21 protein-coding genes and 1 pseudogene are annotated in these 25,073 nt (G+C 62.8%); 10 read left to right on the forward strand and 12 right to left on the reverse strand.

Annotation, left to right across the window (positions count from 1 at the left end; all coding sequences use genetic code 11):
• Positions 1 to 187 precede the first annotated feature (187 nt).
• The gene (locus tag TU75_RS22965) at positions 188 to 799 is read right to left on the reverse strand and encodes an FMN-dependent NADH-azoreductase (RefSeq protein ID WP_003236646.1); all 612 of its coding nucleotides are present in this window, start codon (positions 797 to 799) and stop codon (positions 188 to 190) included.
• Between the two features lie 126 nt (positions 800 to 925).
• Between TU75_RS22965 and TU75_RS22970 the strand changes: the two genes are divergently transcribed.
• Positions 926 to 1,834, forward strand: a complete 909-nt coding sequence (locus TU75_RS22970) for a LysR substrate-binding domain-containing protein (protein ID WP_003236643.1) — start codon at positions 926 to 928, stop codon at positions 1,832 to 1,834.
• 2 nt (positions 1,835 to 1,836) lie between these two features.
• Positions 1,837 to 2,187, forward strand: coding sequence for an MmcQ/YjbR family DNA-binding protein (locus TU75_RS22975; protein ID WP_060550269.1), 351 nt, complete (start codon positions 1,837 to 1,839; stop codon positions 2,185 to 2,187).
• Here TU75_RS22975 and TU75_RS22980 read toward each other — a convergent pair.
• Complete coding sequence (locus tag TU75_RS22980; protein WP_060550229.1) at positions 2,176 to 2,559, reverse strand: DUF1294 domain-containing protein; 384 nt, start codon at positions 2,557 to 2,559, stop codon at positions 2,176 to 2,178. The two genes, TU75_RS22975 and TU75_RS22980, sit on opposite strands and share 12 nt — an antisense overlap.
• Complete coding sequence (locus TU75_RS22985; protein ID WP_003236636.1) at positions 2,556 to 3,386, reverse strand: undecaprenyl-diphosphate phosphatase; 831 nt, start codon at positions 3,384 to 3,386, stop codon at positions 2,556 to 2,558. The genes TU75_RS22980 and TU75_RS22985 overlap by 4 nt, the downstream gene beginning before the upstream one ends.
• 306 nt (positions 3,387 to 3,692) lie before the next feature.
• On the opposite strand from TU75_RS22985, the gene pnuC reads away from it, so the two are divergent.
• From pnuC to TU75_RS23000, 3 genes are all read left to right on the forward strand, one after another.
• On the forward strand, positions 3,693 to 4,256 hold the full coding sequence (gene pnuC / locus TU75_RS22990) for a nicotinamide riboside transporter PnuC (protein ID WP_060550230.1): 564 nt from the start codon (positions 3,693 to 3,695) through the stop codon (positions 4,254 to 4,256).
• Positions 4,253 to 4,789 (forward strand): AAA family ATPase, encoded by a 537-nt coding sequence (locus TU75_RS22995; RefSeq protein WP_015371920.1) that lies wholly within the window; start codon positions 4,253 to 4,255, stop codon positions 4,787 to 4,789. Before pnuC ends, TU75_RS22995 begins: the two co-directional genes overlap by 4 nt.
• Before the next feature lie 85 nt (positions 4,790 to 4,874).
• Positions 4,875 to 6,398: an FAD-dependent oxidoreductase gene (locus tag TU75_RS23000; protein ID WP_060550231.1), complete on the forward strand. Its 1,524-nt coding sequence runs from the start codon at positions 4,875 to 4,877 to the stop codon at positions 6,396 to 6,398.
• A 171-nt stretch (positions 6,399 to 6,569) separates the two neighbouring features.
• Here TU75_RS23000 and ggt read toward each other — a convergent pair whose 3' ends face one another.
• A complete protein-coding gene (ggt, locus tag TU75_RS23005; protein ID WP_060550232.1) occupies positions 6,570 to 8,294 on the reverse strand; it encodes a gamma-glutamyltransferase in 1,725 nt (574 codons plus the stop codon).
• Positions 8,295 to 8,462: 168 nt separating this feature from the next.
• Here ggt and TU75_RS23010 point away from each other — a divergent pair, with 168 nt between their 5' ends.
• Complete coding sequence (locus tag TU75_RS23010) at positions 8,463 to 9,602, forward strand: MalY/PatB family protein (protein WP_060550233.1); 1,140 nt, start codon at positions 8,463 to 8,465, stop codon at positions 9,600 to 9,602.
• A 247-nt stretch (positions 9,603 to 9,849) separates the two neighbouring features.
• Here the strand turns inward: TU75_RS23010 and TU75_RS23015 are convergent.
• The 3 genes and pseudogenes from TU75_RS23015 to TU75_RS23025 all read right to left on the reverse strand — a co-directional run bounded on the left by TU75_RS23015 (position 9,850) and on the right by TU75_RS23025 (position 11,655).
• A pseudogene (locus tag TU75_RS23015) lies at positions 9,850 to 10,064 on the reverse strand (TOBE domain-containing protein).
• A gap of 167 nt (positions 10,065 to 10,231) precedes the next feature.
• Positions 10,232 to 11,140, reverse strand: coding sequence for a FecR domain-containing protein (locus tag TU75_RS23020; RefSeq protein ID WP_060550234.1), 909 nt, complete (start codon positions 11,138 to 11,140; stop codon positions 10,232 to 10,234).
• The gene (locus TU75_RS23025) at positions 11,137 to 11,655 is read right to left on the reverse strand and encodes a sigma-70 family RNA polymerase sigma factor (protein ID WP_060550235.1); all 519 of its coding nucleotides are present in this window, start codon (positions 11,653 to 11,655) and stop codon (positions 11,137 to 11,139) included. Before TU75_RS23025 ends, TU75_RS23020 begins: the two co-directional genes overlap by 4 nt.
• Positions 11,656 to 11,841: 186 nt before the next feature.
• Here TU75_RS23025 and TU75_RS23030 point away from each other — a divergent pair, with 186 nt between their 5' ends.
• Entirely contained in the window at positions 11,842 to 12,222 is a 381-nt protein-coding gene (locus TU75_RS23030; RefSeq protein WP_060550236.1) for a RidA family protein, read from the forward strand.
• Here the strand turns inward: TU75_RS23030 and TU75_RS23035 are convergent.
• Positions 12,210 to 12,836 carry a helix-turn-helix transcriptional regulator gene (locus tag TU75_RS23035; RefSeq protein WP_003236618.1) on the reverse strand — a complete coding sequence of 209 codons (627 nt, stop codon included), beginning with the start codon at positions 12,834 to 12,836 and terminating at the stop codon, positions 12,210 to 12,212. The genes TU75_RS23030 and TU75_RS23035 overlap by 13 nt on opposite strands.
• Before the next feature lie 70 nt (positions 12,837 to 12,906).
• Here TU75_RS23035 and TU75_RS23040 point away from each other — a divergent pair, with 70 nt between their 5' ends.
• Positions 12,907 to 14,010, forward strand: a complete 1,104-nt coding sequence (locus TU75_RS23040) for a DSD1 family PLP-dependent enzyme (RefSeq protein ID WP_060550237.1) — start codon at positions 12,907 to 12,909, stop codon at positions 14,008 to 14,010.
• A gap of 129 nt (positions 14,011 to 14,139) precedes the next feature.
• On the opposite strand, the gene TU75_RS23045 is transcribed toward TU75_RS23040, so the two are convergent.
• Entirely contained in the window at positions 14,140 to 14,817 is a 678-nt protein-coding gene (locus tag TU75_RS23045) for a GNAT family N-acetyltransferase (protein WP_060550238.1), read from the reverse strand.
• Positions 14,818 to 14,989: 172 nt separating this feature from the next.
• Between TU75_RS23045 and TU75_RS23050 the strand changes: the two genes are divergently transcribed.
• Entirely contained in the window at positions 14,990 to 15,841 is an 852-nt protein-coding gene (locus TU75_RS23050) for a CAP domain-containing protein (RefSeq protein WP_060550239.1), read from the forward strand.
• A 168-nt stretch (positions 15,842 to 16,009) separates the two neighbouring features.
• Complete coding sequence (locus TU75_RS23055) at positions 16,010 to 18,196, forward strand: ATP-binding protein (RefSeq protein WP_060550240.1); 2,187 nt, start codon at positions 16,010 to 16,012, stop codon at positions 18,194 to 18,196.
• A gap of 1 nt (position 18,197) precedes the next feature.
• On the opposite strand, the gene TU75_RS23060 is transcribed toward TU75_RS23055, so the two are convergent.
• From TU75_RS23060 to treS, 3 genes are read right to left on the reverse strand one after another with little or no spacing between them, the layout of a single operon-like run.
• On the reverse strand, positions 18,198 to 19,364 hold the full coding sequence (locus TU75_RS23060) for a GGDEF domain-containing protein (protein ID WP_060550241.1): 1,167 nt from the start codon (positions 19,362 to 19,364) through the stop codon (positions 18,198 to 18,200).
• A 52-nt stretch (positions 19,365 to 19,416) separates the two neighbouring features.
• Positions 19,417 to 21,654 carry a 1,4-alpha-glucan branching protein GlgB gene (gene glgB / locus TU75_RS23065; RefSeq protein WP_060550242.1) on the reverse strand — a complete coding sequence of 746 codons (2,238 nt, stop codon included), beginning with the start codon at positions 21,652 to 21,654 and terminating at the stop codon, positions 19,417 to 19,419.
• Positions 21,651 to 25,013, reverse strand: a complete 3,363-nt coding sequence (gene treS, locus TU75_RS23070) for a maltose alpha-D-glucosyltransferase (protein ID WP_060550243.1) — start codon at positions 25,011 to 25,013, stop codon at positions 21,651 to 21,653. The genes glgB and treS overlap by 4 nt, the downstream gene beginning before the upstream one ends.
• Positions 25,014 to 25,073: the final 60 nt, after the last annotated feature.

Here is a 25,073-nt window from a genome sequence, read left to right on the forward strand (position 1 = left end):
GTGAGAACCAACATCGAATGAGAAACCCGGGGTAGTAAACCCTTGTTTGCATAACCCGGGCCACATTGAAAGGACCGCGCGCAAACGAAAAAACTCCGTACTCCGCTCGCGTTCAGGCGATCAGAATACAGAGTTTAAGCGCCGGGTCTCGGATTGATACCGGCGCGCGGCGAATTTTACACAAGCCTTACGCAGTGGCGAATAGTTGCTCATTGATCAGCAGGTTGGCCTCGCTCATGGCCTTGCTGCGCACGTCATCGCCGTAGGCCAGGCCTTCGGCGCGCACCACGTCGATATCGGTGATGCCCAGGAAGCCGAACAGCAGCTTCAGGTAGCCTTCATGGGCGGCGCCGGACGCCTGGCCCGCATGCAGGCCACCGGCGGTGGACACAATGATGACTTTCTTGTTGCCGCACAGGCCTTCGGGGCCGGTTTCGCTGTAGCGGAATGTCTGGCCGGCCACCGCGATGCGGTCAATCCAGGCTTTCAACTGGGTCGGGATGGTGAAGTTGTACATCGGCGCACCCACGACCACGGCATCAGCAGCGAGGAATTCAGCCAGCGACACGGCACTCAGCTCGGCTTCGTGCTTTTGTGCGGCATCGCGCAGTTCTGCGGCGGTTCCCAGTGCGCCCAGGGTGGCGCCGGAGAAGTGGTTGATCGCGTCACTGGCCAGGTCGCGGTACGTCACGTCCACACCCGGCTGCGCGGTTTGCCAGGCCTTGACCACTTCGGCGCTGAGCTGACGGGAAGCCGAGTTGTCACCGAGGATGCTGGAATCGATATGCAACAGTTTCATGGTGGATCTCCGTAGTGGGATCGACAGTGGCGATCAGATGGTGGTGATGCTACGCATGAAACCAATAGCCGATAAGCCGGCTACAATGCGATAGTTTGTCCCACTGACAGGACAATGGGCGCCCCTATGCAAGACCTCAACGACCTCTATTACTTCGCCAAAGTCGTCGAAGCCGGCGGCTTTGCAGCGGCCGGCCGGCTGCTGGGAATCCCCAAGTCGCGGCTGTCGCGGCGCATCGCCGAGCTGGAAGAACGCCTGAGCGCACGCCTGCTGCAACGCACCACCCGGCAACTGACGCTGACCGCCGTGGGCGAGCGTTACCTGCGCCACTGCCAGGCGATGCTGCTGGAAGCGGAAATGGCCGACGAGGCCGTGGCCAGCATGTCCAGCGAACCCCGAGGCCGCCTGCGGGTGAGCTGCCCGGTGGGCATGGCCCAGCACATGATGCCGGAACTGGTGGCCGGGTTCCTCGCGGCGTACCCGCTGGTGCAACTGGACATGACCCTGGTCAACCGCCGCGTCGATCTGGTGGCCGAAGGCATCGACGTGGCCCTGCGCGTGCGCGAACTGGGCGATGAAGACCCTTTGTTGGTGACCAAGCGCCTGCGTCAGGCCCAGACCGTGCTGGTGGCCAGCCCCGGCTTCATGCACGAGCGTCGGGTCAACTCCCTCGAAGACCTCAAGCAGCTGCCGATACTCGGCGCACTGGAGGCCGACCGCATGGTCCATCAACGCATTCTCGACCCACAGGGCAACGCCCACGACCTGGTGATGGAGGCGCGCCTGGGCATTGACGACTTCATCGTGCGCAAGGCCAGCGCCATCATGGGTCTGGGCTTTACCGTGCTGCCGATGATGTATTGCGAAGAGGAACTGGCCAGCGGGCGCCTGGTGCAACTGCTGCCGCAATGGTCGTTACCGGGCGGCTGGCTGCAGGCCGTGTACCCGCACCGGCGCGGCGTGCTGCCGGCGATTCGCGCGTGGATCGATTACCTGGATGAAGGCTTCAAGGGCTGTGGAGACCGCTTGCTATGACGATGACCGAAGCGCAAGTCGCGCAGTTCTGCCTGAGCCTGCCCGGCGCGCGGGAAGATTACAAATGGGGCGGCGTGCGCGTCTTCTCGATTGCCGGCAACAAGATGTTCGCCCTGCAGGGCCTGCGCGGTGACTCGCTGGCATTCAAGGTCGACAAGGACCTGTTCCTCGGTCACGTCGACCGCCCCGGCATCCACCCGGCGCCGTACCTGGCACGTGCACAGTGGATCATCATGAATGTGCCCTACCCGCTTGGCGCGCCGGAACTGCGCGGCTTGTTGCAGCGCTCCCACCAGTTGGTGGTGAGCAGGCTGCCCAAGCGCACGCAAGCAGGTTTATGGCTAGAGCACTGACAACAGCGTGCCGCCCAGGAACAACTGGTCAAGCCAAAACACCTGATGCAGCAGCACGATCACCCAGAACAGCACCTGATAAGACACCTTGCGCGTCTTGTGCCGGAACACCTGCTGGGCAATCAGCGCTCCCGGCCACCCGCCCGCCAGTTCCACGGCGTGCAGGATGTTTTCCGGGATGCGCCGGCCTTCGGTCTGTGCCTTGCGCTTGTCGCTCCAGTACAAAAAGAACGCCATCACACTGCCCCCCCCATAGGCAGCCAACGGCAGCAGGGTTTCACCGCGCTGCCACACCAGCACCGACCCCAGCAGCGGCGCCGCGCACAGCAGCACGAAAATCAGCGCTTTAAGGCGTGGGTGCTGGAGGCTCATGCCTTGGCTGCCGCCCAGTCGATCCAGCCGAACTGCCAGGTCGCGAGGATCAGCAGGCCGAAGCCGATGCGATACCAGGCAAACGCCGCGTAGCTGTGGCTGGCGATGAATTTGAGCAGGCCCTTGACCGCAATCATCGCGAAGATGAACGAGGTGATGAAGCCGATGGCGAACACCGGCAGGTCGGCCGGCTGGAACAGGTCGCGGTATTTGTAGCCCGAGTACACTGCCGCGCCGACCATGGTCGGCATCGCCAGGAAGAACGAGAACTCGGTGGCGGTCTTGCGCGACAGGCCGAACAGCAGGCCGCCGATGATGGTCGAGCCGGAACGCGAAGTGCCCGGAATCATCGCCAGGCACTGGGCCAGTCCCACCTTGAGCGCATCCTTCCAAGTGATGTCGTCGACGGTTTCGGCGTGCACCTGATGTTCACGGCGTTCGGCCCACAGCATGATGATGCCGCCGATGACCAGCGCGGTGGCCACGGTAATCGGGTTGAACAGATAGTGATGGATCAGGTCGGCGAAAATCACCCCCAGCACCACCGCCGGCAGGAACGCAATGAGCAGGTTGACGGTAAAGCGCTGGGCATTGCGCTGGGTCGGCAGGCCGGTGACCACGTCAAGGATCTTGCGCCGGAACTCCCACACCACCGCGAGGATCGCGCCGAGCTGGATGATGATGTTGAACGCCATTGCCCGCTCACCGCCGAAATCGAGCAGATCGGCGACGATAATCTGGTGACCGGTGCTGGAGATCGGCAGGAACTCCGTCAGCCCTTCCACAATGCCGAGAATCAATGCCTGAATGGCAGTCCAAAAATCCATACTTCCCCCAAAGGTCATGCGCGATGGCACGCCTCGTTTCTATTTTTAAGTGGTTCATTGACGACACGACCCGGCGCTGACACGCAACGCCAGGCTGCAAAAAATCCGTGAAAAATCAGACAGTACCCAGGTCTTGCGCTGACGGGCCGAAAGCCTATCAGACCCGCCGCAAATGTCGATGCAACAGCCACAATTATAAAAAGCCCGCAGTGACAGGCCGATGAACCGTTTACAGTCGCTGTGTTTTGTTGATCGGTGTCCTCTGGGTACAATCACCGCCCTCTTCCACGCTCCCAAGGTACCGCCATGTCCGGGCTTGAATTGTTCGCCGCCGCACTGGGGGTGATTGCTGTCTGGCTGACGGTCAAGCAGAACCCCTGGTGCTGGCCCATTGGGCTGGTCATGGTGCTGCTCTATACCTGGGTGTTCTACGACGTGAAACTCTATTCCGACATGCTGCTGCAAGTGGTCTACGCCGCGCTGCAGGTCTACGGCTGGTGGCAATGGACCCGTGCCGGCGAAGTCAGGCAAGGTCGCCAGGTGACCAGCCTCAAAGGCACGGCGATCCTGGCCAGCCTTGCGGTTGGCGCGGCTGGCAGCCTGATGCTTGGCGCCGCCATGGCCCACTGGACCGACGCCGCGCAGCCCTGGCTGGATGCCGCCCTCACCGGCTTCAGCCTGGTGGCGCAGGTGTGGATGGCGCAGAAACGCGTGCAATGCTGGCCGCTGTGGATAGCGGTGGATGTGATCTTCGTCGGGCTGTTTCTCTACAAAGGTCTCTACCTCACTGCCGCGCTCTACGCACTGTTCACCGTGATTGCCGTGCAGGGCTGGCGTGAATGGCGCGCCGACCCGGCGTTGCGCCCATGAAAGTGGTGGTGTTGGCGGGCCCTGAGTCCAGCGGTAAAAGCTGGCTCGCCAAGGAGTTGCACACGCACTTTGGCGGGCTGATGGTGGGCGAATACGTGCGCCACTTCATCGACCACCACCAGCGCGACACCACCTTCGCGGACATACCGGCCATCGCCCGTGGCCAACTGGCCTGGGAAGACTCGGCTCGCGCGCGGCAGCCGCACCTGCTGATCCTCGACACCCACCTGCTGACCAACCAACTGTGGAGCCTGACCCTGTTCGGTGACTGCCCCGCCTGGCTGGACCAGGAACTGCTGGCCCGTCACTACGACCTGCACCTGCTGTTGTCCCCCGAAGACGTCGACTGGACTGCCGACGGCCAGCGCTGCCAGCCGGCACTGGCGGACCGTCGTGCGTTTTTCCAGAGCAGCCTGGACTGGATCGAACGGCATCGACAGCCGGCCCTGGTGATTCGCGGCCACTGGGCAGAACGCCGAGCCGAGGCGTTTGCCGCCGTCCAACACTTGCTGGATCAGCCGCCGCCCCCCTAGGCCCGCGCTTCTTCGCCTACCGACCATCGGGCCAACGCAGTCCGCCTGCCGCATCGCCAGTCAACCTTCTAAAGGAGATTGGCCCATGAACCTGCGCATCGTTGCCCGCCTGATCAATTTGCCCGAAAACCGTGCCGTCCGTGTACAAACGGCGGCCCACCCGCTGTTGCTGCTGCGTGTTGGCGACCAGGTGCGCGCCTTCCAGGCCGACTGTCCCCACGCCGGCGCGCCGTTGGAAGAAGGCGTGATCTGCAACGGGCACCTGATCTGCCCCTGGCACAAAGCCGCCTTTGCCGTGGACAGCGGCGCCGTCGTGGAACCGCCGGCGCTGGCCGGGCTCAGGCAATACCCCGTGCAGGTGCATGCCGGGGTGGTCAGTGTCGGCGACCAGCCCATCGCGCCTGAACCGGCGGCTGCGCGTCTTGATGCACGCTGCTTCGCCGTGATTGGCGCAGGCGCGGCGGGCACGGCGGCCGTGGCCACCCTGAGGCGCGAAGGGTTCGCCGGGCGCCTGCTGTGGATCGACCGCGAAGCGAATCCCGCCTACGACCGCACAGCCTTGAGCAAATTCGTGATCAGCGGCGAAATGGCGGCGGTAGATACCCCGCCGCTGCTGGAGGACGACAGCTTTGCCGGCATCGGCATTCATGGCGAAGTCCAACGCCTGGATGCCACCGCCAAATGCATCGAGCTGGCAGACGGGCGCCGCTTCGACTACGACGCCGCGCTGGTCGCCAGCGGCGGCGACGCGCAACCGCTGGACATCCCTGGCGCGGTGCTGAGCAATGTGTTCGTGCTGCGCAGTCGTGACGATGCCGCGCGAATCGCCGACGCCGCGCAGTCAGCCGCCTGCGCGGTGATTATCGGCGACAGTTTCATCGGCCTCGAAGCAGCCTCGGCCCTGCGCCAACGCGGGCTGGTGGTGCAAGTGGTCAGTCGCCACGAGATACCCCTGGCGGCGCAGTTGGGCCGGCGCATCGGCGCGGCATTGCGCCAACTGCACGAAGACAACGGCGTGATCTTCCACAGCAACATCGAGCCCGAGCGCTTCGACGGCCATGGCGCCGTCAGCACCGTGCTGCTCAAAAACGGCAAGCGACTGGCCGCCGACCTGGTGCTGATGGGCGTCGGCGTCAAGCCGGCCAGCGCCTTCGTTCACGGCGTCAGTCTTGCGGATGACCACTCACTGAGCGCCGACGCTCACCTGCAACTGGCCCCCGGTTTATGGGCCGCCGGCGACAACGTCACCTTCGCCTGGCAACAGCAGCCGATGCGCATCGAACACTGGCGCCTGGCCCAGCAACTGGGCGTGCTGGCCGCGCGCAACATGCTCGGCGATGCGCAGTCGTTCAGGGATGTGCCGTTCTTCTGGACCTACCACTTCGGCAAGACCTTCGAGGTGCTCGGGCATGCGCACCACTGGAACCGGCTGTACCTGGAAGGTGACCTGCAACGCCACACCTTTATTGCCCTGCTGTGCCACGACGACCAGGTCGAGGCCGTGATCGCCTGCCAGTATCAGCAGGCTATGGCGCGTCTTTCCCGGCGCATGCGGCAACCGCTGGGCAAGGCCGAAGCGCTTGGACTGATTCGGCAGACCCGGCACTGACCTGTGGGAACGGGCTTGCCCGCAAAAGCGGTGGACCAGGCAACTTCAATGTTTGCTGGGCCGACGCCTTTGCAGGCAAGCCAGCTCCCACATTTGATCGCGTTCACACGCCCCAATCGTGGGTAACCCGGCAGGACGCCGGGTTAGCCACGCTGGGCCAAAGGGCGCGCTTCAGTAACCCAGCGACAGCCCGGTATTGCGGCGCGGGTCATTGGCGCCATAGAAGCGGTTGTTACCTACCGGTTTACCCTCCAGGGACGGCGCGCCCACCAGGATCGCGGCGAGGTGGTTGGCGTCCTGCGGACCGGCAAACGTGTGGCCCCAGCTTTCAAGGATTTTGCGCGTGTCCGGGCTGACCGCGAAGGTCTCAAGGTTGGTGGCCGGCGGCATCCACTGCTGATGGAAACGCGGCGCGTCCACGGCCTCCTGGATGTTCATCTTGTAGTCGATCACATTCAGGATCGTCAGCAAGGTCGCCGTGATGATCCGGCTGCCCCCCGGCGTACCGACCACCATCACCGCCTTGCCGTCCTTGGTAACGATGGTCGGGCTCATCGACGACAACGGCGCCTTGCCGGGAGCAATGGCATTCGCTTCGCCCTGCACCAGGCCATACATGTTCGGCACGCCCACCTTGACAGTGAAGTCGTCCATTTCATCGTTGAGAATGACCCCGGTAGTACTGGCCATGACGCCGGCACCGAACCAGTCGTTGAGGGTGTAGGTGACGGACACCGCATTGCCCCACTGATCGACGATGGAATAGTGGGTGGTGTTATTGCCTTCGTGGGGCGATACACCTGGCTTGATCGCCTGGGAGTCTCCGGCCTTTTGCGGCTCGATGGCGGCGCGCAGCCTGGCGGCGTAGTCCTTGTCCAGCAGGTGGGCGATGGGGTTTTTGACGAAATCCGGATCGCCCAGGTAGCTGTTGCGGTCCACGTATGCGTGGCGCATCGCTTCGATCTGGTAGTGCAGGCCTTGGGCCGAGTGATAGCCCAATTCGGCCATCGGGTAGCCTTCGAGGATGTTCATGATCTGGCAGATCACCACGCCCCCGGAGCTTGGCGGCGGCGCCGAAACCACGTGGTAGCCACGGTAATCACACTCGATGGGCGCCAGTTCGCGGGTTTTGTAGTTGTCCAGATCAGCTTGGGTGATGATGCCTTTCCCGGCCTGGCTGGAATCGACCACGGCCTTGGCCACCCAGCCCTTGTAGAAACCGTCGGCGCCCTTGGCGGAAATCTCCTTGAGGGTCCTGGCCAGGTCCTTTTGCACCAGTTTCTGCCCTACCTGCAGCGGTTGACCGTTGTGCAGGAAGATGCCGCGCAGGTCCTTATCCTTTTCGAACTCGCCGGTGGCGGTGTGCAGCAGGTCGATGTCACCCTGCTCCAGGGCAAAGCCGTGTTCCGCCAGTTTTATCGCCGGAGCGATCACCTGGGCGCGCTTGAGGGTGCCGTACTTGCTCAACGCCAGCTCCATGCCCGACACAGTGCCAGGCACGCCCACGGCCAGATGGCCCTTGGCGCTCAGGCCATCAATGACGTTGCCGTCCTTGTCCAGGTATATGTTGGCGGTGGCCGCCAGCGGGGCTTTTTCGCGAAAATCAAGGAAGGTCCTGCGCCCGTCGGCCAGTTGCACGGTCATGAAGCCGCCGCCGCCGAGGTTGCCTGCCGCCGGGTACACCACCGCCAGCGCATAGCCGACGGCAACGGCCGCATCCACCGCATTGCCACCGGCCTTGAGGACATCCACGCCCACATTGGTGGCCAGATGCTGGGCCGTGACCACCATGCCGTTTTCACCGCCGACCGGAGCCTGGGACGCGGCTTGCACCGCGCTGACGGTCAAGACGAGGGCGGTGGCGATCAAGGTGCGGCTGAAGGGTTGGTAGTTCATCCATGGATGCTCGGCTGATTGAGATGCATCAAATTAGCCCTTCCCGGCGCCGATCCCCAGCGCGGTGGCGTTTTTAGTACAGAACCTGTCGGGGATAGAACCTGCGTGCTCGCGCCTGCGCTAGAATCGCCGCCATTGTTTGTCCGCCCCCCTGATACGAGCCCGCCCATGAGCTTTGATTTCGATACGATCCACTCCCGCCTCGGCACCGGCAGCACCAAGTGGAACCGCTACCCGCACGACGTTTTGCCGATGTGGATCGCTGATATGGACATCGCCGCGCCACCGGCCGTACTGCAAGCCCTGCACGCACGGCTCGACCAGCAGGTGCTCGGCTACAGCGTGGCCGGCCCGGACGTGCGCGAGGCGATCATCGCCGACCTGTGGGCCAAGTACGCCTGGCGCGTCCAACCTGAAGAGTTGCTGTTTTTGCCCGGCGTCGAACCCGGCTTCAATATGGCGCTGCACGGGTTCGTGCAACCGGGCCAGCCGGTCGTGCTGCAAACCCCCAATTATCGGCCGATCCGCCTGGCCCCCGGGCACTGGAATTTGCCGCGTATCGAAATACCCTTCGCGCTGGTCGACGGGGAATACATCACGCCCATGCCTGCCATGCGCGAGGCGCTCAAGGGTGCCGGCGCCTTGCTGCTGAGCAACCCGCACAACCCGATCGGCAAGGTGTTCCCCCGCGAAGAACTGCTGGCCGTGGCCAATGCCTGCCTGGAAAACGGCGCACTGATCATCTCCGATGAAATCCACGCCGAGCTGTGCTTCGACAGCCGCCGCCACATTCCCACCGCCAGCCTCAGCCCCGAGATTGCCCAGCGCACCATTACCCTGATGTCGGCGAGCAAGGCCTATAACGTGGCCGGCTTGAAAACCTGTTTCGCCGTGGTGCAGAACGCCCAGGTGCGTGAACACTTCAACAACGCCCGTTGCGGCATGGTCGACAGCGTCAGCCCTCTGGGCCTGGAAGCCACCCGCGCCGCCTACAGCCAATGCGGCGAGTGGCTGGACGCGCTCAAGCAGTACCTGCAAGCCAACCGCGACTACCTGCTCGATGCGGTGAACATGCGCTTGCCCGGCGTGAAGATGCACGCGCCACAAGGCACTTACCTGGCCTGGCTGGATTGCAGCGCCCTTGGCCTGGAAGACCCGCAGCGGTTCTTTCTGGAACAGGCCAAAGTCGGCTTGAGCGCCGGCATCGAATTCGGCGATGACAGCCAGCAGTTCGTGCGCCTGAACTTCGGCTGCCCACGGTCGATGCTCGAGGAAGGCCTGCAGCGTATGGAACGTGCCTTGGGCTAAAACCCGCGGACCTCTGCGACCTCCTGCTGTGGCGAGCAGGCTTGCCCCAATGCCGTCCAGTTAAGCGCAGATTCCCTGTGGCGAGCAGGCTTGTCCTGCGTTGGGCTGCGCAGCAGCCCCAAAACCAGACGCTGAGCCGTATCAGGTACACCGCGCTTTGCTGGATTGGGGACGCTTCGCACCCAAACGCGGGGCAAGCCCGCTCGCCACAGCGCATGTGAACGCCTGCGTCAATGGATGCAGGCCCTCACAATTTGGCGATGGACACTTCCGTCGACTTCACGAAGGCAATCACTTCGCTGCCACCTTCAATTCCAGGTCGCGCACCGAGCGGGTGGTGATCACTGATGTAACGATGCCAGACGCGGTTTGCACGTCGATTTCAGACACCACCTCCCCCAGCAGAATCTCCTTGATAACGCCCTTGAACTGGTTGCGCACGTTGATCGCTTTGATGGTCATGTCGGTTTTCCTGTTGGCTGTTGGGTCAATCCGCACGAATGCGCAGGCCCTCAAAATGCGCTACAGACCAAAAAATCAAAAGGAATATATAACTCTTTATTTATTCGATATGAGTATATTAAAGCGTCCCATAGACCGCCGTGGCCAGTGCTGGCCCGGCTCAACGCTCAGGTCAATGTCACCCAGAACCGCGTGCGCGCCTGCACCTGGAACCCCAGGGTTTGCGCCAGTAGATTGAGGACGCGGTCGGTGTCCTCCAGGCGGAAACTGCCGGTGACCCGCAAGGCGTCCAGGCGCGGGTCCCAACGCAGGACGCCTGGACGGTAACGCTCAAGCTCACGCAGGAAGTCGCCCAAGGGCTGGTTCTGCGCGGTCAGCACGCCGTCGCGCCAGTCCGGCTGCGACACATCAAACGGCGCAGTGGCCCCCAGACCAACGGGGTTCAACGGGGCCTGCTCACCTTTATGCAACGTCGCCGTCTGACCCTGCAGGTCACGCACCTGCACCGAGCCCTGAAGCACCGACACCCGGCAACCACTCGCCAGTTGCCGTACACACACCTCGGCCTGGCTAACCATCAATTGCCCGTAGCGCGTCTGCACCTGCAGGGCTGACGGCCCCGGCACCTTCAATGCCAGCTCGCCCTCGACCAGGGTGACAAGCCGTCGCGCCGGGTCCACATCCACCGCCGTGGCGGTATTGAGTTGCAGGCTGGCGCCATCGACCAGGTGCAGCGTCCTGCGTTCGCCGGTGGCGGTATGCAGATCAGCACGCCAGGCTTCGAGGGGCAGCTGTCGGCTGATCAGCCAGGCCGTAGGCACCAACATCACCGCTCCCAGTGCACGCTTGAGCACGGCGCGCCGACCTGGCTGCGGGCGATCGAGGCTGGCCAGCGCCAGGGCCTGGGGCAACTCGCTGAAACGCTGGCGCAGGGACTGCGCTTTTTGCCAGGTCTGTTCGTGTTGCGGATGGCTGTCGCGCCATTGCTGCAACGCGGCATGATCCCCCTCAGTGGCCGCACCGGACTCCACCAGCGCCAACCAGTGCGCCGCCGCCCGCGCGATCTCGCGACTCATTCCTCCACCAGCAGGCAATGCTCATAGGCCTGGGCCATGTAGCGTTTCACCGTGCGCTCGGACACCTGCAGCCGCTTGGCGATCTCGCGATAGCCCAGGCCCTCGAGTTGGCTCCACAGGAAGGCGCGACGCACCGGCGCAGGCAGCCCGTCGAGCAGTTCGTCCAGCGCCTGCAGGGTTTCCAGCAGCAACCAGCGCTGTTCCGGCGACGGCACGCAGGCTGGCGGCAAGCTGGCCAGGGCATTCAGATACGCCTGTTCAAGGCTGCGCCGCTGATGAAAGTTGACCAGCAGCCGCTTGCCGACCGTCACCAGATAAGCGCGCGGCTCCTGCATCTGCGCAATCGGCTGCGCGCTGGCCAATACCCGCAGGAACGTGTCCTGGCTCAGGTCCGCTGCATCCCAGGCATTGCCCAAGCGCCGCCGCAGCCAGCCTTCCAGCCAACTGCGATGATCGCGATACAGGCTCGACAAGGTGGCTTCGGGGACGTGCGTGGGGACAACGGCATCATTCATGGCAAACCACCTGCACGGCGCGACTGAGTCTCAAATGAGATTCATTCTATTTAATATCGTGCTGGCATACCACGATCTTTTAAACAGGTTGTTTAGGAATCAACCTGGAAAAGTTGTCTTTACTATTTGTCTTGTTATGGATATTTTATCCAGAAGCTGAATAATCATCCTGATCGACGAGGCCCCATGAAGACTGTCCATACCCGTAATGCCGCTGCGCCCGCAGGTCATTATGCTCAGGCGATGGGCCACAACGGCACGCTGTATATCTCGGGCCAATTGCCGGTGAGCCCGGACGGCAGTCATAACGTCTCGGCGTCATTTGCCGAACAGGCGCAAATGGCGCTGGACAATTTGCTAGCCATTTTGCACGCCAGCGGCGGCACCCCGGCGGATTTGATCAAGGTCACGGTATACGTCACCACCATCGCGCACTGGGCGGCATTCGACCGGCTCTACGCCGCCGCGCTGGGCGAGCATCGCCCTGCCCGCGCGGTGGTGCCGGTACCGGAGTTGCATCATGGTTATCTGATCGAGATAGAGGCGCTGGCGCGCTATTTGGCGTAGGTGTAGACCGCCGCGCGCGACACGCCCAAGTGCGACGCAACCGTCTCCATGGCCCGACGAACGTCCATGCAGCCGGAGTCCTTGAGCTCTTGCATCAGCACGCGGCGATCAGCGGCCTTGAGGGCGCGGGGCGTGGTGGCCAGGCGGGCGGCGAATTGATCGATGCGGGCACGGATGACATCCGCGCCGGACGGGTCGAGGGATTCGCCGGGTTTGTCATCGCCGACGCTGCTGAACTGTTCGAGCATGCCCTGCAAGCCGCGAAACAGCGAGAGGTCGATATTCATGCACAAGGCGGCGACATATTGGCCGCTGGTGTCCTTGATGCCGATGGAGGTGCTTTTGACCTGGCGTCCATCGCGAAACTGGTTCTGGTAGTTGGCGATGACCTGCGGGTAATCGGGGTCGGCGATCCGCGCCAGCCCAAGTTCGGTGGCCGGGTCATCGGGCTGGCGCCCGGAGAGGTTGTTATGGATGGCCAGGATCGCGTGCTGTGGGTCGCGCAAGTCGTGCAGCACCACTTCACAGAAGGGGCTGAAGGTCTTGCTCAAGCCTTCGGCAATCTGTTCGAGCTGGCTGATCAGGTGAGTATGTTCGATAGAGAGGTTTTTCATGCAAGACAACATATCCAGTCCTGGACAGGCCGTCAATTTGGCCGCCGTCCCCCTTGGTGGAGCTGCAACCATGGACACCCCTGCCGCACTGCTCGATACGGTTAAACTGCAGCGCAATATCCAGCGCATGCAGCAGCGCGCCGACAGCCTGGGCGTGCACCTGCGCCCTCATGTCAAAACCCATAAATGCGCCGAAGTCGTGGCCGCGCAGCTCGCCGCCGGCGCTCGCGGCATCACCGTGTCGACGCTCAAGGAAGCCGAGTACTTTTTCGAACTGGGCATCAAGGACATTCTGTACGCCGTGTGCATCGCCCCGCACAAACTGCCCCAGGCACTGGCATTGTGGCGCCGTGGTTGCGCGCTGACGCTGATCACTGACAGCCTGGCTGGCGCCAGCGCCATCGTCGATTTCGGCGAAGAACACGCCGCAACCTTTGCGGTGATGATCGAAATCGACTGCGACGGCCACCGCTCCGGGGTCAAGCCGCAGGCCCCGCTCTTGCTGGAAATCGCCGCAGTGCTCGGCGACAGGCTCGCCGGCGTCATCACCCATGCCGGGGAAAGCTACGGCCTGGACACCCCCGACGCCTTGCAAGCCATCGCCGAACAGGAACGCGCGCGCTGCGTTGAGGCCGCCCAGCGCATTCGCGCCAGCGGCCAGCCCTGCCCCCAGGTCAGCGTCGGCTCCACGCCCACTGCGTTGTCAGCCGCGAACCTGGACGGCGTCACCGAACTGCGCGCCGGCGTGTACGCGTTTTTCGACCTGGTGATGCACAACATCGGCGTGTGCCGCCTCGACGAACTGGCCTTGAGCGTGCTCACCACGGTCATCGGCCACCAGCCGGAAAAAGGCTGGATCATTACCGATTCCGGCTGGATGGCCATGAGCCGCGACCGTGGCACTCAGTCCCAGCAGCATGACTTCGGCTATGGCCAGGTGTGCGACGAACGCGGCGAGCCTATCGAAGGATTATTGCTGGGCAGCGCCAACCAGGAACATGGCGTAGCGCAGTTCGCGCACCACGACCTCGACGTGGTCACCCGGTTTCCACTCGGCACACGCCTGCGCATCCTGCCCAACCATGCCTGCGCGACAGGCGCCCAGTTCGGCAGTTACAGCGCACTGCTGGAGAACGGCCAGCTCCAGGACTGGCCCCGCCTGCGAGGCTGGTAGAGCGGCAATCAAATCAACCAAGCTGACGCGATCCTTGTGGGCGCTGGCGTGCCTGCGATAGCGGTGGGTCAATCAACCGGTACGGCATTGAAACATCGCTCAAGCAGGCGGGCCGGCTCCCACCATTGATCAAGACCCATCACCCAAGAACAACCGGACCTTGCGCTCCAACTGATCCAAATGCCGATCCCGCTGCTTCTCCGCATCCACCATCGCCCGCCTGCCATGTTTCTGAAGCAGATACGCATGAATCTGCCGCACCTCCAGCGAACTATAGATAGACGCCACGTCCAGCACCCCCATCAACCCATCGGTGCCGTAATCGCGGGTATTCATCACCACCTGGGTGCCCTGCGCGCGCAGCACCTGAAACCCCATGGCTTCAAACACCGCAACCTTCTCAACCGCACACGCCAGCTCCGCATGGGGATAACGCGCCAGCACCTCACGCATCATCGCGCGCCCCACTCCCTGGCGTCGCCAGCCGGCCTGCACCGCCATAAAGGCCACGCCGCAGGCCTGGGGATCATCCTTCACCGGCAGGTACAGCAGAAAGCCGATGACCTCTTGCGGGGCGCTATTGTCCGTGGCCACGACCAACTCAACCGCAATACCCTTCTCACCGTTCAAGGCTTCCAGGTACAGGTGCACCTCAAAACCGATGGCGTACTGATAGAGGTTGTAGAGCAGATTGCTCGGCGGCAGCGCAACACTGCTGATGTCCGTGAGGTTGTCCACCACCATCTGCAGAATCTGGCTATTGACCGGCTCGGGGCACGGCGTGGTGTAGCGGGTAAGGCTGAACATGCACATTCCTGGGATTTGACTTCAAGGCTGGCGCGATTGTACCCGTAGCCGCTCGGTCAGTGCCCGCACGCCGTACGCAAACAACCGCTGACGCAAAAAAACAAAAAAGGCGTTGCACCAGACCGGGTTACATCGCGCATCATGGGCACTTTCAAGTTCAAGGGTAACGTCCATGCGCGTTCTGTCATTGATGATGGGTCTCACGACGCTGGCCGCCAGTACGGTGTTCTGCGCCAGCGCGATGGCGAATGAAGAAAGTCAGCTGGTGCAACAGATCAATGAGTACCGCAGCCAGGTGCAGCGCTGCGGCGACCAGGGTTCCCAGGAGTTGCCGCCGCTGACCAGCGATACCCGGCTGGTGCTGCCGGCCAATAATGTCGGCGATCTTCAGCAGGCCCTGGCCCGCGCGGCCTACCCGATGGTGAATGTGCAGGCCATCAGCCTGTCCGGCCCCAGGGATGCCCAGGCGGCGATGAAGGCGGTGCGTGAGAGTTTCTGCCGGGTGGTGCTGGACCCGCAATTTGTCGATATCGGCGTGAGCAACAGCGGCCAGGACTGGCGCATCGTGCTCGCCCGCCCGCTGCTCACCAGCGGCCTGGGCGACTGGCAGACCGAAGGCCGGCAAGTACTCAACCTGATCAACGCCGCCCGCGAACAACCGCGCCAGTGCGGCCCCCAGGCATTCGCCGCCACCACCCCGCTGTCGTGGAACGACACCTTGGCCAGCGCCGCCAACAGCCACACGCGCAACATGGCCAACGGCAATTTCTTCGACCACCTGGACCACGACGGCCGCACGCCTGGCGACCGCGCCGAACTGGCCGGGTACATCGCGAAGAACATCGGCGAAAACATCGCCGCCGGCCTGGACACCCCGCGCAAGGTGGTCGACGGCTGGCTCGCCAGCCCCGGCCATTGCGCCAACCTGATGAACCCGCAATTTCGTGAACTGGGCGCCGCTTACGCGATGGACCCGAAAAGCGACGCGGGCATTTACTGGACCGCTGTATTTGCCGCCCAGTAACCCATTGGGCGGCCGAAAAATTTGACGTTCATCTATCCATTTGGATAGAGAATCAAAATGCCATCTAGTAGATAATTGCGCTGAACTGGCGAGGATCATTTGGGTCTGTAGCTGGCGACCTGACATTTCAGGCAATGCTCGAACCGTGGCAGATAAGGTGTTGATCCGATGATGAATTGGCTGCAGGGCAGCAGCGAGATGGCTGAGCGGTTACGCCAGTATGATTGGGCAGGCACCCCGCTGGGGCCGCTTGATCAATGGCCGGACGTGCTCAAGACCACCGTCGCGCTGTGCTTTGCTTCCAGCTTCCCCCAGGCAATTATCTGGGGGCCCCAGCTGATCACGCTCTACAACGATGCGTTTGCACCTATCCTCGGCAAAAAGCCCGAGGCATTGGGCCGCCCGTTCAACGAGGTCTGGCATGAAGTCTGGGACGATATCAGCCCCATCGCCGCCGAGGCATTCGAAGGGCACGCCACCTATATCGAAAATTTCCCCCTGGTGATTGAACGTCAAGACATGCCGGAACAGGCGTACTTCACCTTCTGCTACAGCCCGATCCGCGATCCCCAGGGCCGCGTGGTCGGCATGCTCGACACCGTGACCGAGACCACCTCCACGGTATTTCTCGCCCGCCGCCTGGCGGTGCTGGACGCCATTGGCCGCAGCGTCACCAGCGCCATCGACGCCCAGACGATCATGACATCCACCACACAGCTGCTGGCCGAACACCTGCAAGTGTCCATCTGCGCCTATGCCGACATGGATGACGACGAAGACGGTTTCACCATCCGCGGCGAATGGTCTTCGCCGGGCACGCCAAGCATCCTTGGCCGCTACCGCCTGGCCGACTTCGGCGAACGCGCCGTCAGTTGCTTGCGCGCCGGCCAGTCACTGGTGATCCGCAACAACCTGGAGGAACTGCCGCCCCACGAGTCCGCCAACTTCCAGGCCCTGGGCGTCACCGCCACTATCTGCGTGCCGCTGATCAAGGATGGCCGCCTCACTGCCCTGATGGCCGTACACGACAGGCAGGCGCGCTTCTGGTCGACCTATGACCTGGCTTTGCTGGGCGAAGTCACCGAACGGTCTTGGGCACACATTGAGCGCGTGCGCGCCGACGTCGCCGTGCGCGAAGGCCTGGCCGCCTACACCGAGCTGAACGCTACGCTGGAGCAACGGGTTGAAGAACGCACCCTGGCGCTGGCCCAGGCCGAGGCGGCGCTGCGCCAGTCGCAAAAGCTCGAGGCCATCGGCCAGTTGACCGGCGGCGTGGCCCACGACTTCAACAACCTGCTGACGATCATCCGCTCATCGGTGGATTTTCTGCGCCAGCCCGGGCTGTCGGAGGAGCGCCGCCAACGCTATATGGGGGCGGTGTCCGACACCGTGGAGCGCGCCAGCAAGCTGACCAGCCAATTGCTTGCCTTTGCCCGGCGCCAACCACTGAACCCGGAAGTCTTCGACGTGAGCCAGCGGGTACGCAGCATCGGCGAGATGCTCGAAAGCGTCACCGGCGCGCGCATTCATGTGCGCGTCGAACTGCCCGACCAGCCCTGCTACGCGCGCATCGACCCCAGCCAGTTCGAAACGGCGCTGATCAACATTGCCCTCAACGCCCGCGATGCGATGGAGGGCCAGGGCACGTTGAGCCTGAAAGTCGCCTGCGATCAACCGCTGCCGTGCATCCGCGGGGAAGCCGCCTCGAGCCAGCCGCACATCAGCCTGTCCCTGACCGACACCGGCGCGGGCATTCCCGGGGATGCCTGCGAGCGTATCTTTGAGCCGTTCTTCACCACCAAGGCCGTGGGCAAAGGCACTGGGCTCGGGCTGTCGCAGGTGTTCGGCTTCGCCAAGCAGTCGGGCGGCAATATCGACGTGGCCAGTACCCTGGGGCAAGGCACGGTGTTTACGCTGTATCTGCCTCAGGTAGAGGGCGAGGTGACGGCGCAACCGCCTGTCGAAGAACCCCTCACCCTGATTCAGAACAATGCCCTGCGCCATGTGCTGATCGTGGAAGACAACCTGGACGTGGGCCGCTTCGCCAACCAGATCCTCCAGGACCTGGGCTACCAGACCACCTGGGCCACCGATGCCGAGCAGGCGCTGGCGCTGGTGGGCGCGAACGCCATGGCGTTCGACGCGGTGTTTTCGGACGTGGTGATGCCGGGCATCACCGGTGTGGCGATGGCCAAGCTGTTGCGTCAACAGCGGCCCGCGTTGCCGGTGGTACTCACCTCCGGCTACAGCGACGAGCTGGCGGAAAGCGGCTACGAGGGGTTTGAATTCCTGCCCAAGCCCTACTCCGCCGATCAGGTCGCGCGGATATTGACCAGAGCCATGAGCCCGGAATGAGCTACTGCGCCACGGCCACCTGATTGCGACCCAGTGCCTTGGCGCGGTACAGGGCCTTGTCGGCGGTGTTCATAAGCCCATGCAGGTCGAGGTCCTCGGCTTGAGTCGAGGCCAGGCCCAGGCTTGCGGTTAGGCCATGCACCGGCTCGGATGCGAGCCCGGCGATGGCCTTGACCAGTTGCTCGGCGATGGCATGTGCGGTTTCCAGCGAGGTATTGGGCAACAGCACCGCAAACTCCTCGCCGCCCAACCGGCCATACACATCATCCTGGCGAAACGAAGTACTGATCACCCCGCCAATCTGGCGCAACACCTGATCCCCGGCCTGATGACCGTGGGTGTCGTTGATCGCCTTGAAGTGGTCCATGTCCATCATCAGCGCACACAACGGCTGCTGTTGATGACGGCACTGTGCATACAGCAGATGACCCTGTTCGAAAAAAGCGCGGCGGTTCATAAGGCCGGTAAGCTCGTCGGTCTGAGCAGCACGCGTGGAGATGCTGTGGGCCCGTTCCATCTGGCGGGTCAGGCGAAAGGCTTTTTCCAGCGCATCCGAGAGCTTGCGGGTGGCGCTGACCACAAAGGAAGAGAACACCAGTACGGCAATGGCCACACCCACTTGCATGGGCGACGGCTGCACCAGCAGCCACAGTGTGCACGGCAACAACACAAGGCTCATGGACACCAGCGTCATCGAGCGATAAACCGAATAACACGACACCGCACTCACCGACATGCCCACGGTAAAGAGCATGACCAGCACTTGGGACAGGCGGTCATCGGTGGGCATCAGCGCAAAGGCGCCAGCCCCCCATACGGTGGCCGACAGAACGAGGGTGATCCAGTAACGACGCTCCCAGCGCTGCGGGGTGCGCTCGCTGTTGGGGCAGCGAAACCAGTCGGTGAACATCTTGACCCGCAGCAGCGATGTCAGCCCCAGCACCACCAGCCATACCAGCATGACGCTGTGATCAAAACGGTCCCAGCACAGCCAGCACAGCATGACGGCAGCCAGGTAGCTGCCGAAAATCGCGGAAAAGGATTGGCGAAAGAGCTGATGCAACCGGTCGGCTCGCACCTGCTCTTCGATAAAACCATCCTGGTCCTGCCCACGCCCTAGGCCATTCATGAAAGCTGCCCGCTCCGCCTGCCATGACAAAGGCGCCATTGTGGCACCCTGCCACCAACCCGGACAACTGAATCCAGCAAGGTAGAGCCTTTTAACTCAACTCAGGGCGCAAAATCAGTACGCCCAGCGGTGGCAGATTCAAGGACAGCGACACCGGTTGCCCATGACGTGGCTCCTCCTGAGTGAACACGCCACCGCCATTACCGAAGTTGGAACCTGCGTAGGTGTCCGCATCACTGTTGATCACCTCGCTCCAACGCCCGGCAAACGGCACGCCCACGGTGTAGCCCTCACGAGGCACCGGGGTAAAGTTGGCCACCACCAGCACCGGCTTGCCGTCCTTGCTCCAGCGCAGCCAGGCAAAAACGCTGTTGATGGCGTCGTCGCCAATCAACCACTGAAAGCCCTGCGGCGCATCGTCCTGATCGTGCAGCGCCGGTTCCTCGCGGTACAGGCGGTTCAAGTCGCCCACCAGTTTCTGCACGCCCCGGTGTTCGGGGTACTGGAGCAAGTACCAGTCCAGTTGCTGATCGTGGTTCCATTCGCGCCACTGGCCAAACTCACAGCCCATGAACAGCAGCTTCTTGCCGGGATGCATCCACATGAAACTCAGGTAGGCGCGCAGGTTGGCGAATTTCTGCCAGCGGTCTCCGGGCATCTTGTCGATCAGCGAATGCTTGCCGTGCACCACTTCATCGTGGGAGATCGGCAGGATGAAGCGCTCTGACCAGGCGTACACCAGGCCGAAACTCAGCTCGTTGTGATGATGGGCGCGGTACACCGGGTCCTGCTGGATGTAATGCAGCGAATCGTGCATCCAGCCCATATTCCACTTGTAGTTGAAGCCCAGGCCACCCTGCTGGGTCGGCTGGCTGACGCCCGGCCAGGCCGTGGATTCTTCGGCGATGACCAGCGCACCGGGCGCTTCGAGAGCCACCACATCGTTCAAATGACGCAAAAATTCGATGGCTTCCAGGTTTTCCCGCCCGCCGTGACGGTTGGGCACCCATTCACCGGCCTTGCGCGAGTAGTCTCGGTACAGCATTGACGCCACCGCATCCACACGCAGACCGTCGATGTGGAAATGCTTGAGCCAGTGCAACGCCGAGGCCAGCATGAACCCGTGCACTTCGGTGCGACCCAGGTTGTAGATCAGCGTGTCCCAGTCCTGGTGGAAACCTTCCAGCGGGTTGGCGTATTCGTACAGCGCGGTGCCGTCAAATTGCGCCAGGCCGTGGGTGTCGGTCGGGAAATGCGCCGGCACCCAATCGAGGATCACGCCGATATCGGCCTGATGCAGGGCGTTGACGAAGTACGCAAAATCTTCCGGCGAGCCAAAGCGCGCGCTCGGCGCAAACTGTGACAGCGCCTGGTAACCCCACGAACCGCCAAACGGGTGTTCCATGATCGGCATCAGCTCGATATGGGTAAAGCCCAGCTCCTGTACGTAAGGAATCAGCCGCTCGGCCAGTTCACGCCAGCCGTACTGGCGCGACACCTCGCCCGCCTCGTCCAGCTCGCACTGCCAGGAGCCCACATGCAGCTCGTAGATCGACAGCGGCGCCGACGGTTTCTGCTTGTCCGTACGCGACTGCATCCAGTCATGGTCCTGCCAATCCACCTGCAACGGGGGCGCCACTTTGGACGCTGTGTCGGGCGGCAGCTGAGTGGCCAGGGCCATGGGATCGGCCTTGAGCGGCAGGATGCCATGGGCGCCGAGAATCTCGTATTTGTAGGCCGCCCCCGGTTGCAGGCGCGGGATGAAAATTTCCCACACGCCCGACGGGTGCCGCAGGCGCATCGGGTGACGGCGACCGTCCCAGATATTGAAGTCGCCCACCACCGACACACGTCGGGCGTTCGGCGCCCACACGGCAAACCGTACGCCCTGCACGCCATCGACGTGGGTTACCTGAGCGCCCAGGCAGTTGCCGAGGTCGCGGTGATTGCCTTCGGCGAACAGGTACAGGTCCATCTCGCCCAGCAGCAGTTGGCTGAAACTGTAAGGGTCTTCGGTGATCTGCTCGCCGCCGGCCCATTGGATTTTCAAGAGGTAATCCTGACGCGTGGCAAAGTGCGCGATGAACAGGCCCGGCACCTGAGTCGCCTCCAGGCTGCCGATCGACTCGCCGCCGTCCCGTGTCAATACCTGCACACTCAGGGCTTCGGGCAGGAACGCGCGAATGAACTGCCCGCCCTGCTCATCATCATGGGGACCCAGAATCGAAAACGGGTCCGGGTGCTCGGCGCGCACCAGCGCTTCAACGTCGCTGGACGCCGGCATTGCTGTCAACTTGGGCTGCAGCGGTTCTTTATTGATATAACTCATGACGTCTCCCCACCGCGTGCAGTTTTCGATATTGGGGCAAGCCCGCTCAACAATGCGTGCAAGCCTTGTAATGGCACCGCCAACCAGGTCGGGCGATTTTCCGCTTCGTAAGCCACTTCATACGCAGCTTTCTCCAGGCTGAACAGTGTCAGCGCGGCGTCCTGGCCCTTGGCATCCTGCCAGTCATGCGCCAGTGTAGACGCCGCAGCCTCATAGGCCTGGATAAATGCCTGGCGTGCTTCGTTCAGGTAGCGGTCGGTCACACGCTTGCGCGCAAGGTCCGCTTCGGGCGAGTGATCCACCCCTTGTACGTTAAGCGCCATGGCCGCCGCGTAGTCAAACGAACGCAGCACACCGCTCACATCCTTGTAAGGGCTGTGCTTGCCGCGCCGCTCATGCAGCGGCCTTGCCGGCTCGCCTTCAAAGTCGATCAGGTAGGCATCCCCCTTCACGACCAGCACCTGGCCCAGGTGCAAGTCACCGTGCACGCGAATGCGCAACCCGCCCAGCGTGGCTTTCGCCAACGCCTGGACCTGGCTGCCGATGGCTTTTTTCTGCGCCAGTAGTTCACTGACCAGCGTCTGATCGGCGGGGTTCAACTGATGTTGATTGAGCTTGAGCAATTGCAGGGCGCGCTCGATCTGCGCGCCCACGTCTTTGGCCCAGGCCTGGGTGTCCCTGGCCGAGGTGGCTTCTGGCTTGAAGTCGTTGTTGCCAGTGGGCGCGCCGAGCACGCCGTGCATCTCGCCCAGGCGCTGGCCGAGCATGCCGGCGAAGTCCGCCAGTTCGCCCAGGGCGTTGTAATGCTGCTCTTGCTCGGAAATGGCCTCGGCCAGTTCGTCACGGATCGCACGCTCCAGGTTGTTCTGGGTCCAGCTCCACGCGTCGCCCTGGTTGCTCAGGTAACCCTGGGCGATCATCAACAGGTTGTCCTGACCCTCGCCATCACGGCGAATCATCGAACCCATCAGCGGCGAGATATTCGGGTAGCCGGCCTCGGTGAGGTAAGCGCTCATTTCAAGCTCGGGGTGTACCCCGGCGCTGACTTTGCGGATCAGCTTGAGCACCAGGCGTTCACCCACCACCACCGAGCTGTTGGACTGCTCGGCGGAGAGGTAACGCACCGACACGTCATTCGCCAGTTGCAACGCGTCCAGGTGGGCGGTTGCGGCAAAGCGCAGGGCACCGTCGCTGCAATCGAGCACTGTGCCGGCCTGCAGGGCCTGGATCACTGCGCGAACAAAATGCTCAAGGCTGAATGCATCAGTCACCAGGCCCACTTCGCGCGTGCGCCGCACGCGGGCCAGCGCCAATTGCTGGGGCAAGGCGCTGGTGAACTGGTCTTCACGCAGAAAACCGAAGGGCAATTGGTAACGGCTCACCTGCCCGCCGCTGCTCACTTCGATTTCGCTGAGCAACACCGGGTGCTCCGGGTCGCCAAAGCGCACGCCGTAGGCGATGTGCACGCTGTCGATGGTGGCGTCCTTACCGGCAAACCAGCGGCGCTTGGGCAGCCAGAGCGGCAGGGAGTCGTGTTCGAGGGTGTTGCGGCAAGGTGCTTCGAGCAATTCTTCCATGCGTTTTTTCAGTACCAAAGTGGTGAAGTCGGGAATGCTCTGCGCCGGCTCGACATGCCAGCTGGGCATCTGGTTTTCAGCGGCCAGCACAAACCAGTAGAAGCCGTACGGCGCCAGGGTCAGCAGGAAATTGAGCTGACCAATCGGCGGGAACGCGTTGCCGCCGAGCATCTCCACCGGGACCATGCCGGCGAAAGCCGACAAGTCCAGCTCCGCCGCCTGCGCGCTGCGCGACACGTTGGCCACGCACAATATGATTTCAGTGCGCCCGTCCTCCGCGGTGAACTCGCGGGTGTAGGCGAGAATGCGCCGGTTGCTTGGCGAGAGCATTTTCAGGCTGCCGCGACCAAACGCCTTGGACTGCTTGCGCACCGCGAGCATGCGCCGGGTCCAGTTAAGCAGCGAGTGCGGGTCCTGGGCCTGGGTCTCCACGTTGACCGACTGGTAGCCGTATTGCGGGTCCATGATCGGCGGCAGCACCAGACTCGCCGGGTCGGCGCGGGAGAAGCCGCCGTTGCGGTCGATGGACCACTGCATGGGCGTGCGCACACCGTCGCGGTCGCCCAGGTAAATGTTGTCGCCCATGCCGATTTCATCGCCGTAATACAGGGTCGGCGTGCCGGGCATCGACAGCAGCAGGCTATTGAGCAACTCGACGCGACGGCGGTCGCGCTCCATCAACGGCGCCAGACGCCGACGAATGCCCAGGTTGATGCGCGCGCGGCGGTCGGCGGCGTAGTAGTTCCACAGGTAGTCGCGTTCCTTGTCGGTGACCATCTCCAGGGTCAGCTCATCGTGGTTGCGCAGGAAGATCGCCCACTGGCAATTGGCCGGGATCTCCGGGGTCTGGCGCAGGATGTCGGTGATCGGAAAGCGGTCTTCCTGGGCCAGCGCCATGTACATGCGCGGCATCAGCGGGAAGTGAAAGGCCATGTGGCATTCGTCGCCGTCGTCGCCCTTTTTGTCACCGCTCTTTGTGTTGCCAAAATACAGCTGCGTGTCCTCTGGCCATTGATTGGCTTCGGCCAGCAGCATGCGGTCGGGGTAATGCGCGTCGATCTCGGCGCGGATCTGCTTGAGCACATCATGGGTCTCAGGCAGGTTTTCGTTGTTGGTGCCGTCGCGCTCGATCAGGTACGGAATGGCGTCCAGGCGCAGGCCGTCGATGCCCATGTCCAGCCAGAAACGCATCACGCCCAGGACGGCCTTCATCACTTGCGGGTTATCGAAGTTGAGATCCGGCTGGTGCGAATAGAAGCGGTGCCAGAAGTACTGCCCGGCTACCGGGTCCCAGGTCCAGTTGGACTTTTCGGTGTCGAGGAAAATGATGCGTGTGCCGTCGTACTTCTGGTCGTCATCGGACCAGACATAGAACTCCCGGGCGGCCGAACCCGGCTTGGCCTTGCGCGCACGCTGGAACCAGGGGTGCTGGTCGGAGGTGTGGTTGATCACCAGCTCGGTGATGACCCGCAACCCACGCTTGTGTGCCTCGGCAATGAAGCGCCGGGCATCGGCCATGGTCCCGTAGTCGCTGTGCACGCCACGGTATTCGGCAATGTCATAACCGTCATCACGGCGTGGTGAGGGGTAGAACGGCAACAGCCAGATGGTGTTGACGCCCAGGTCGGCAATGTAATCGAGCTTGGCGATCAGCCCGGGAAAGTCGCCGATACCATCATTGTTGGAGTCGAAATAGGATTTGACGTGAACCTGGTAGATCACCGCGTCCTTGTACCAGAGCGGATCCTTGATGAACGTGGCTGCCTTGGGTTTCTTCGCCATTGGAAACTCCTGAAACACTTGAACATTGGCCTGGAGAAACAGGATCAATGTGGGAGCTGG

The sequence above is a fragment of the Pseudomonas poae genome (genome assembly GCF_001439785.1).
Taxonomy (GTDB): domain Bacteria; phylum Pseudomonadota; class Gammaproteobacteria; order Pseudomonadales; family Pseudomonadaceae; genus Aquipseudomonas; species Aquipseudomonas poae.

What these genes read in the sequence shown, in the direction of transcription:
- TU75_RS22965 (WP_003236646.1), bottom strand. Translation starts at nt 799, where the DNA reads ATGAAACTGTTGCATATCGATTCCAGCATCCTCGGTGACAACTCGGCT.
- TU75_RS22970 (WP_003236643.1), top strand. Translation starts at nt 926, where the DNA reads ATGCAAGACCTCAACGACCTCTATTACTTCGCCAAAGTCGTCGAAGCC.
- TU75_RS22975 (WP_060550269.1), top strand. Translation starts at nt 1,837, where the DNA reads ATGACCGAAGCGCAAGTCGCGCAGTTCTGCCTGAGCCTGCCCGGCGCG.
- TU75_RS22980 (WP_060550229.1), bottom strand. Translation starts at nt 2,559, where the DNA reads ATGAGCCTCCAGCACCCACGCCTTAAAGCGCTGATTTTCGTGCTGCTG.
- TU75_RS22985 (WP_003236636.1), bottom strand. Translation starts at nt 3,386, where the DNA reads ATGGATTTTTGGACTGCCATTCAGGCATTGATTCTCGGCATTGTGGAA.
- pnuC (WP_060550230.1), top strand. Translation starts at nt 3,693, where the DNA reads ATGTCCGGGCTTGAATTGTTCGCCGCCGCACTGGGGGTGATTGCTGTC.
- TU75_RS22995 (WP_015371920.1), top strand. Translation starts at nt 4,253, where the DNA reads ATGAAAGTGGTGGTGTTGGCGGGCCCTGAGTCCAGCGGTAAAAGCTGG.
- TU75_RS23000 (WP_060550231.1), top strand. Translation starts at nt 4,875, where the DNA reads ATGAACCTGCGCATCGTTGCCCGCCTGATCAATTTGCCCGAAAACCGT.
- ggt (WP_060550232.1), bottom strand. Translation starts at nt 8,294, where the DNA reads ATGAACTACCAACCCTTCAGCCGCACCTTGATCGCCACCGCCCTCGTC.
- TU75_RS23010 (WP_060550233.1), top strand. Translation starts at nt 8,463, where the DNA reads ATGAGCTTTGATTTCGATACGATCCACTCCCGCCTCGGCACCGGCAGC.
- TU75_RS23020 (WP_060550234.1), bottom strand. Translation starts at nt 11,140, where the DNA reads ATGAGTCGCGAGATCGCGCGGGCGGCGGCGCACTGGTTGGCGCTGGTG.
- TU75_RS23025 (WP_060550235.1), bottom strand. Translation starts at nt 11,655, where the DNA reads ATGAATGATGCCGTTGTCCCCACGCACGTCCCCGAAGCCACCTTGTCG.
- TU75_RS23030 (WP_060550236.1), top strand. Translation starts at nt 11,842, where the DNA reads ATGAAGACTGTCCATACCCGTAATGCCGCTGCGCCCGCAGGTCATTAT.
- TU75_RS23035 (WP_003236618.1), bottom strand. Translation starts at nt 12,836, where the DNA reads ATGAAAAACCTCTCTATCGAACATACTCACCTGATCAGCCAGCTCGAA.
- TU75_RS23040 (WP_060550237.1), top strand. Translation starts at nt 12,907, where the DNA reads ATGGACACCCCTGCCGCACTGCTCGATACGGTTAAACTGCAGCGCAAT.
- TU75_RS23045 (WP_060550238.1), bottom strand. Translation starts at nt 14,817, where the DNA reads ATGTTCAGCCTTACCCGCTACACCACGCCGTGCCCCGAGCCGGTCAAT.
- TU75_RS23050 (WP_060550239.1), top strand. Translation starts at nt 14,990, where the DNA reads ATGCGCGTTCTGTCATTGATGATGGGTCTCACGACGCTGGCCGCCAGT.
- TU75_RS23055 (WP_060550240.1), top strand. Translation starts at nt 16,010, where the DNA reads ATGATGAATTGGCTGCAGGGCAGCAGCGAGATGGCTGAGCGGTTACGC.
- TU75_RS23060 (WP_060550241.1), bottom strand. Translation starts at nt 19,364, where the DNA reads ATGGCGCCTTTGTCATGGCAGGCGGAGCGGGCAGCTTTCATGAATGGC.
- glgB (WP_060550242.1), bottom strand. Translation starts at nt 21,654, where the DNA reads ATGAGTTATATCAATAAAGAACCGCTGCAGCCCAAGTTGACAGCAATG.
- treS (WP_060550243.1), bottom strand. Translation starts at nt 25,013, where the DNA reads ATGGCGAAGAAACCCAAGGCAGCCACGTTCATCAAGGATCCGCTCTGG.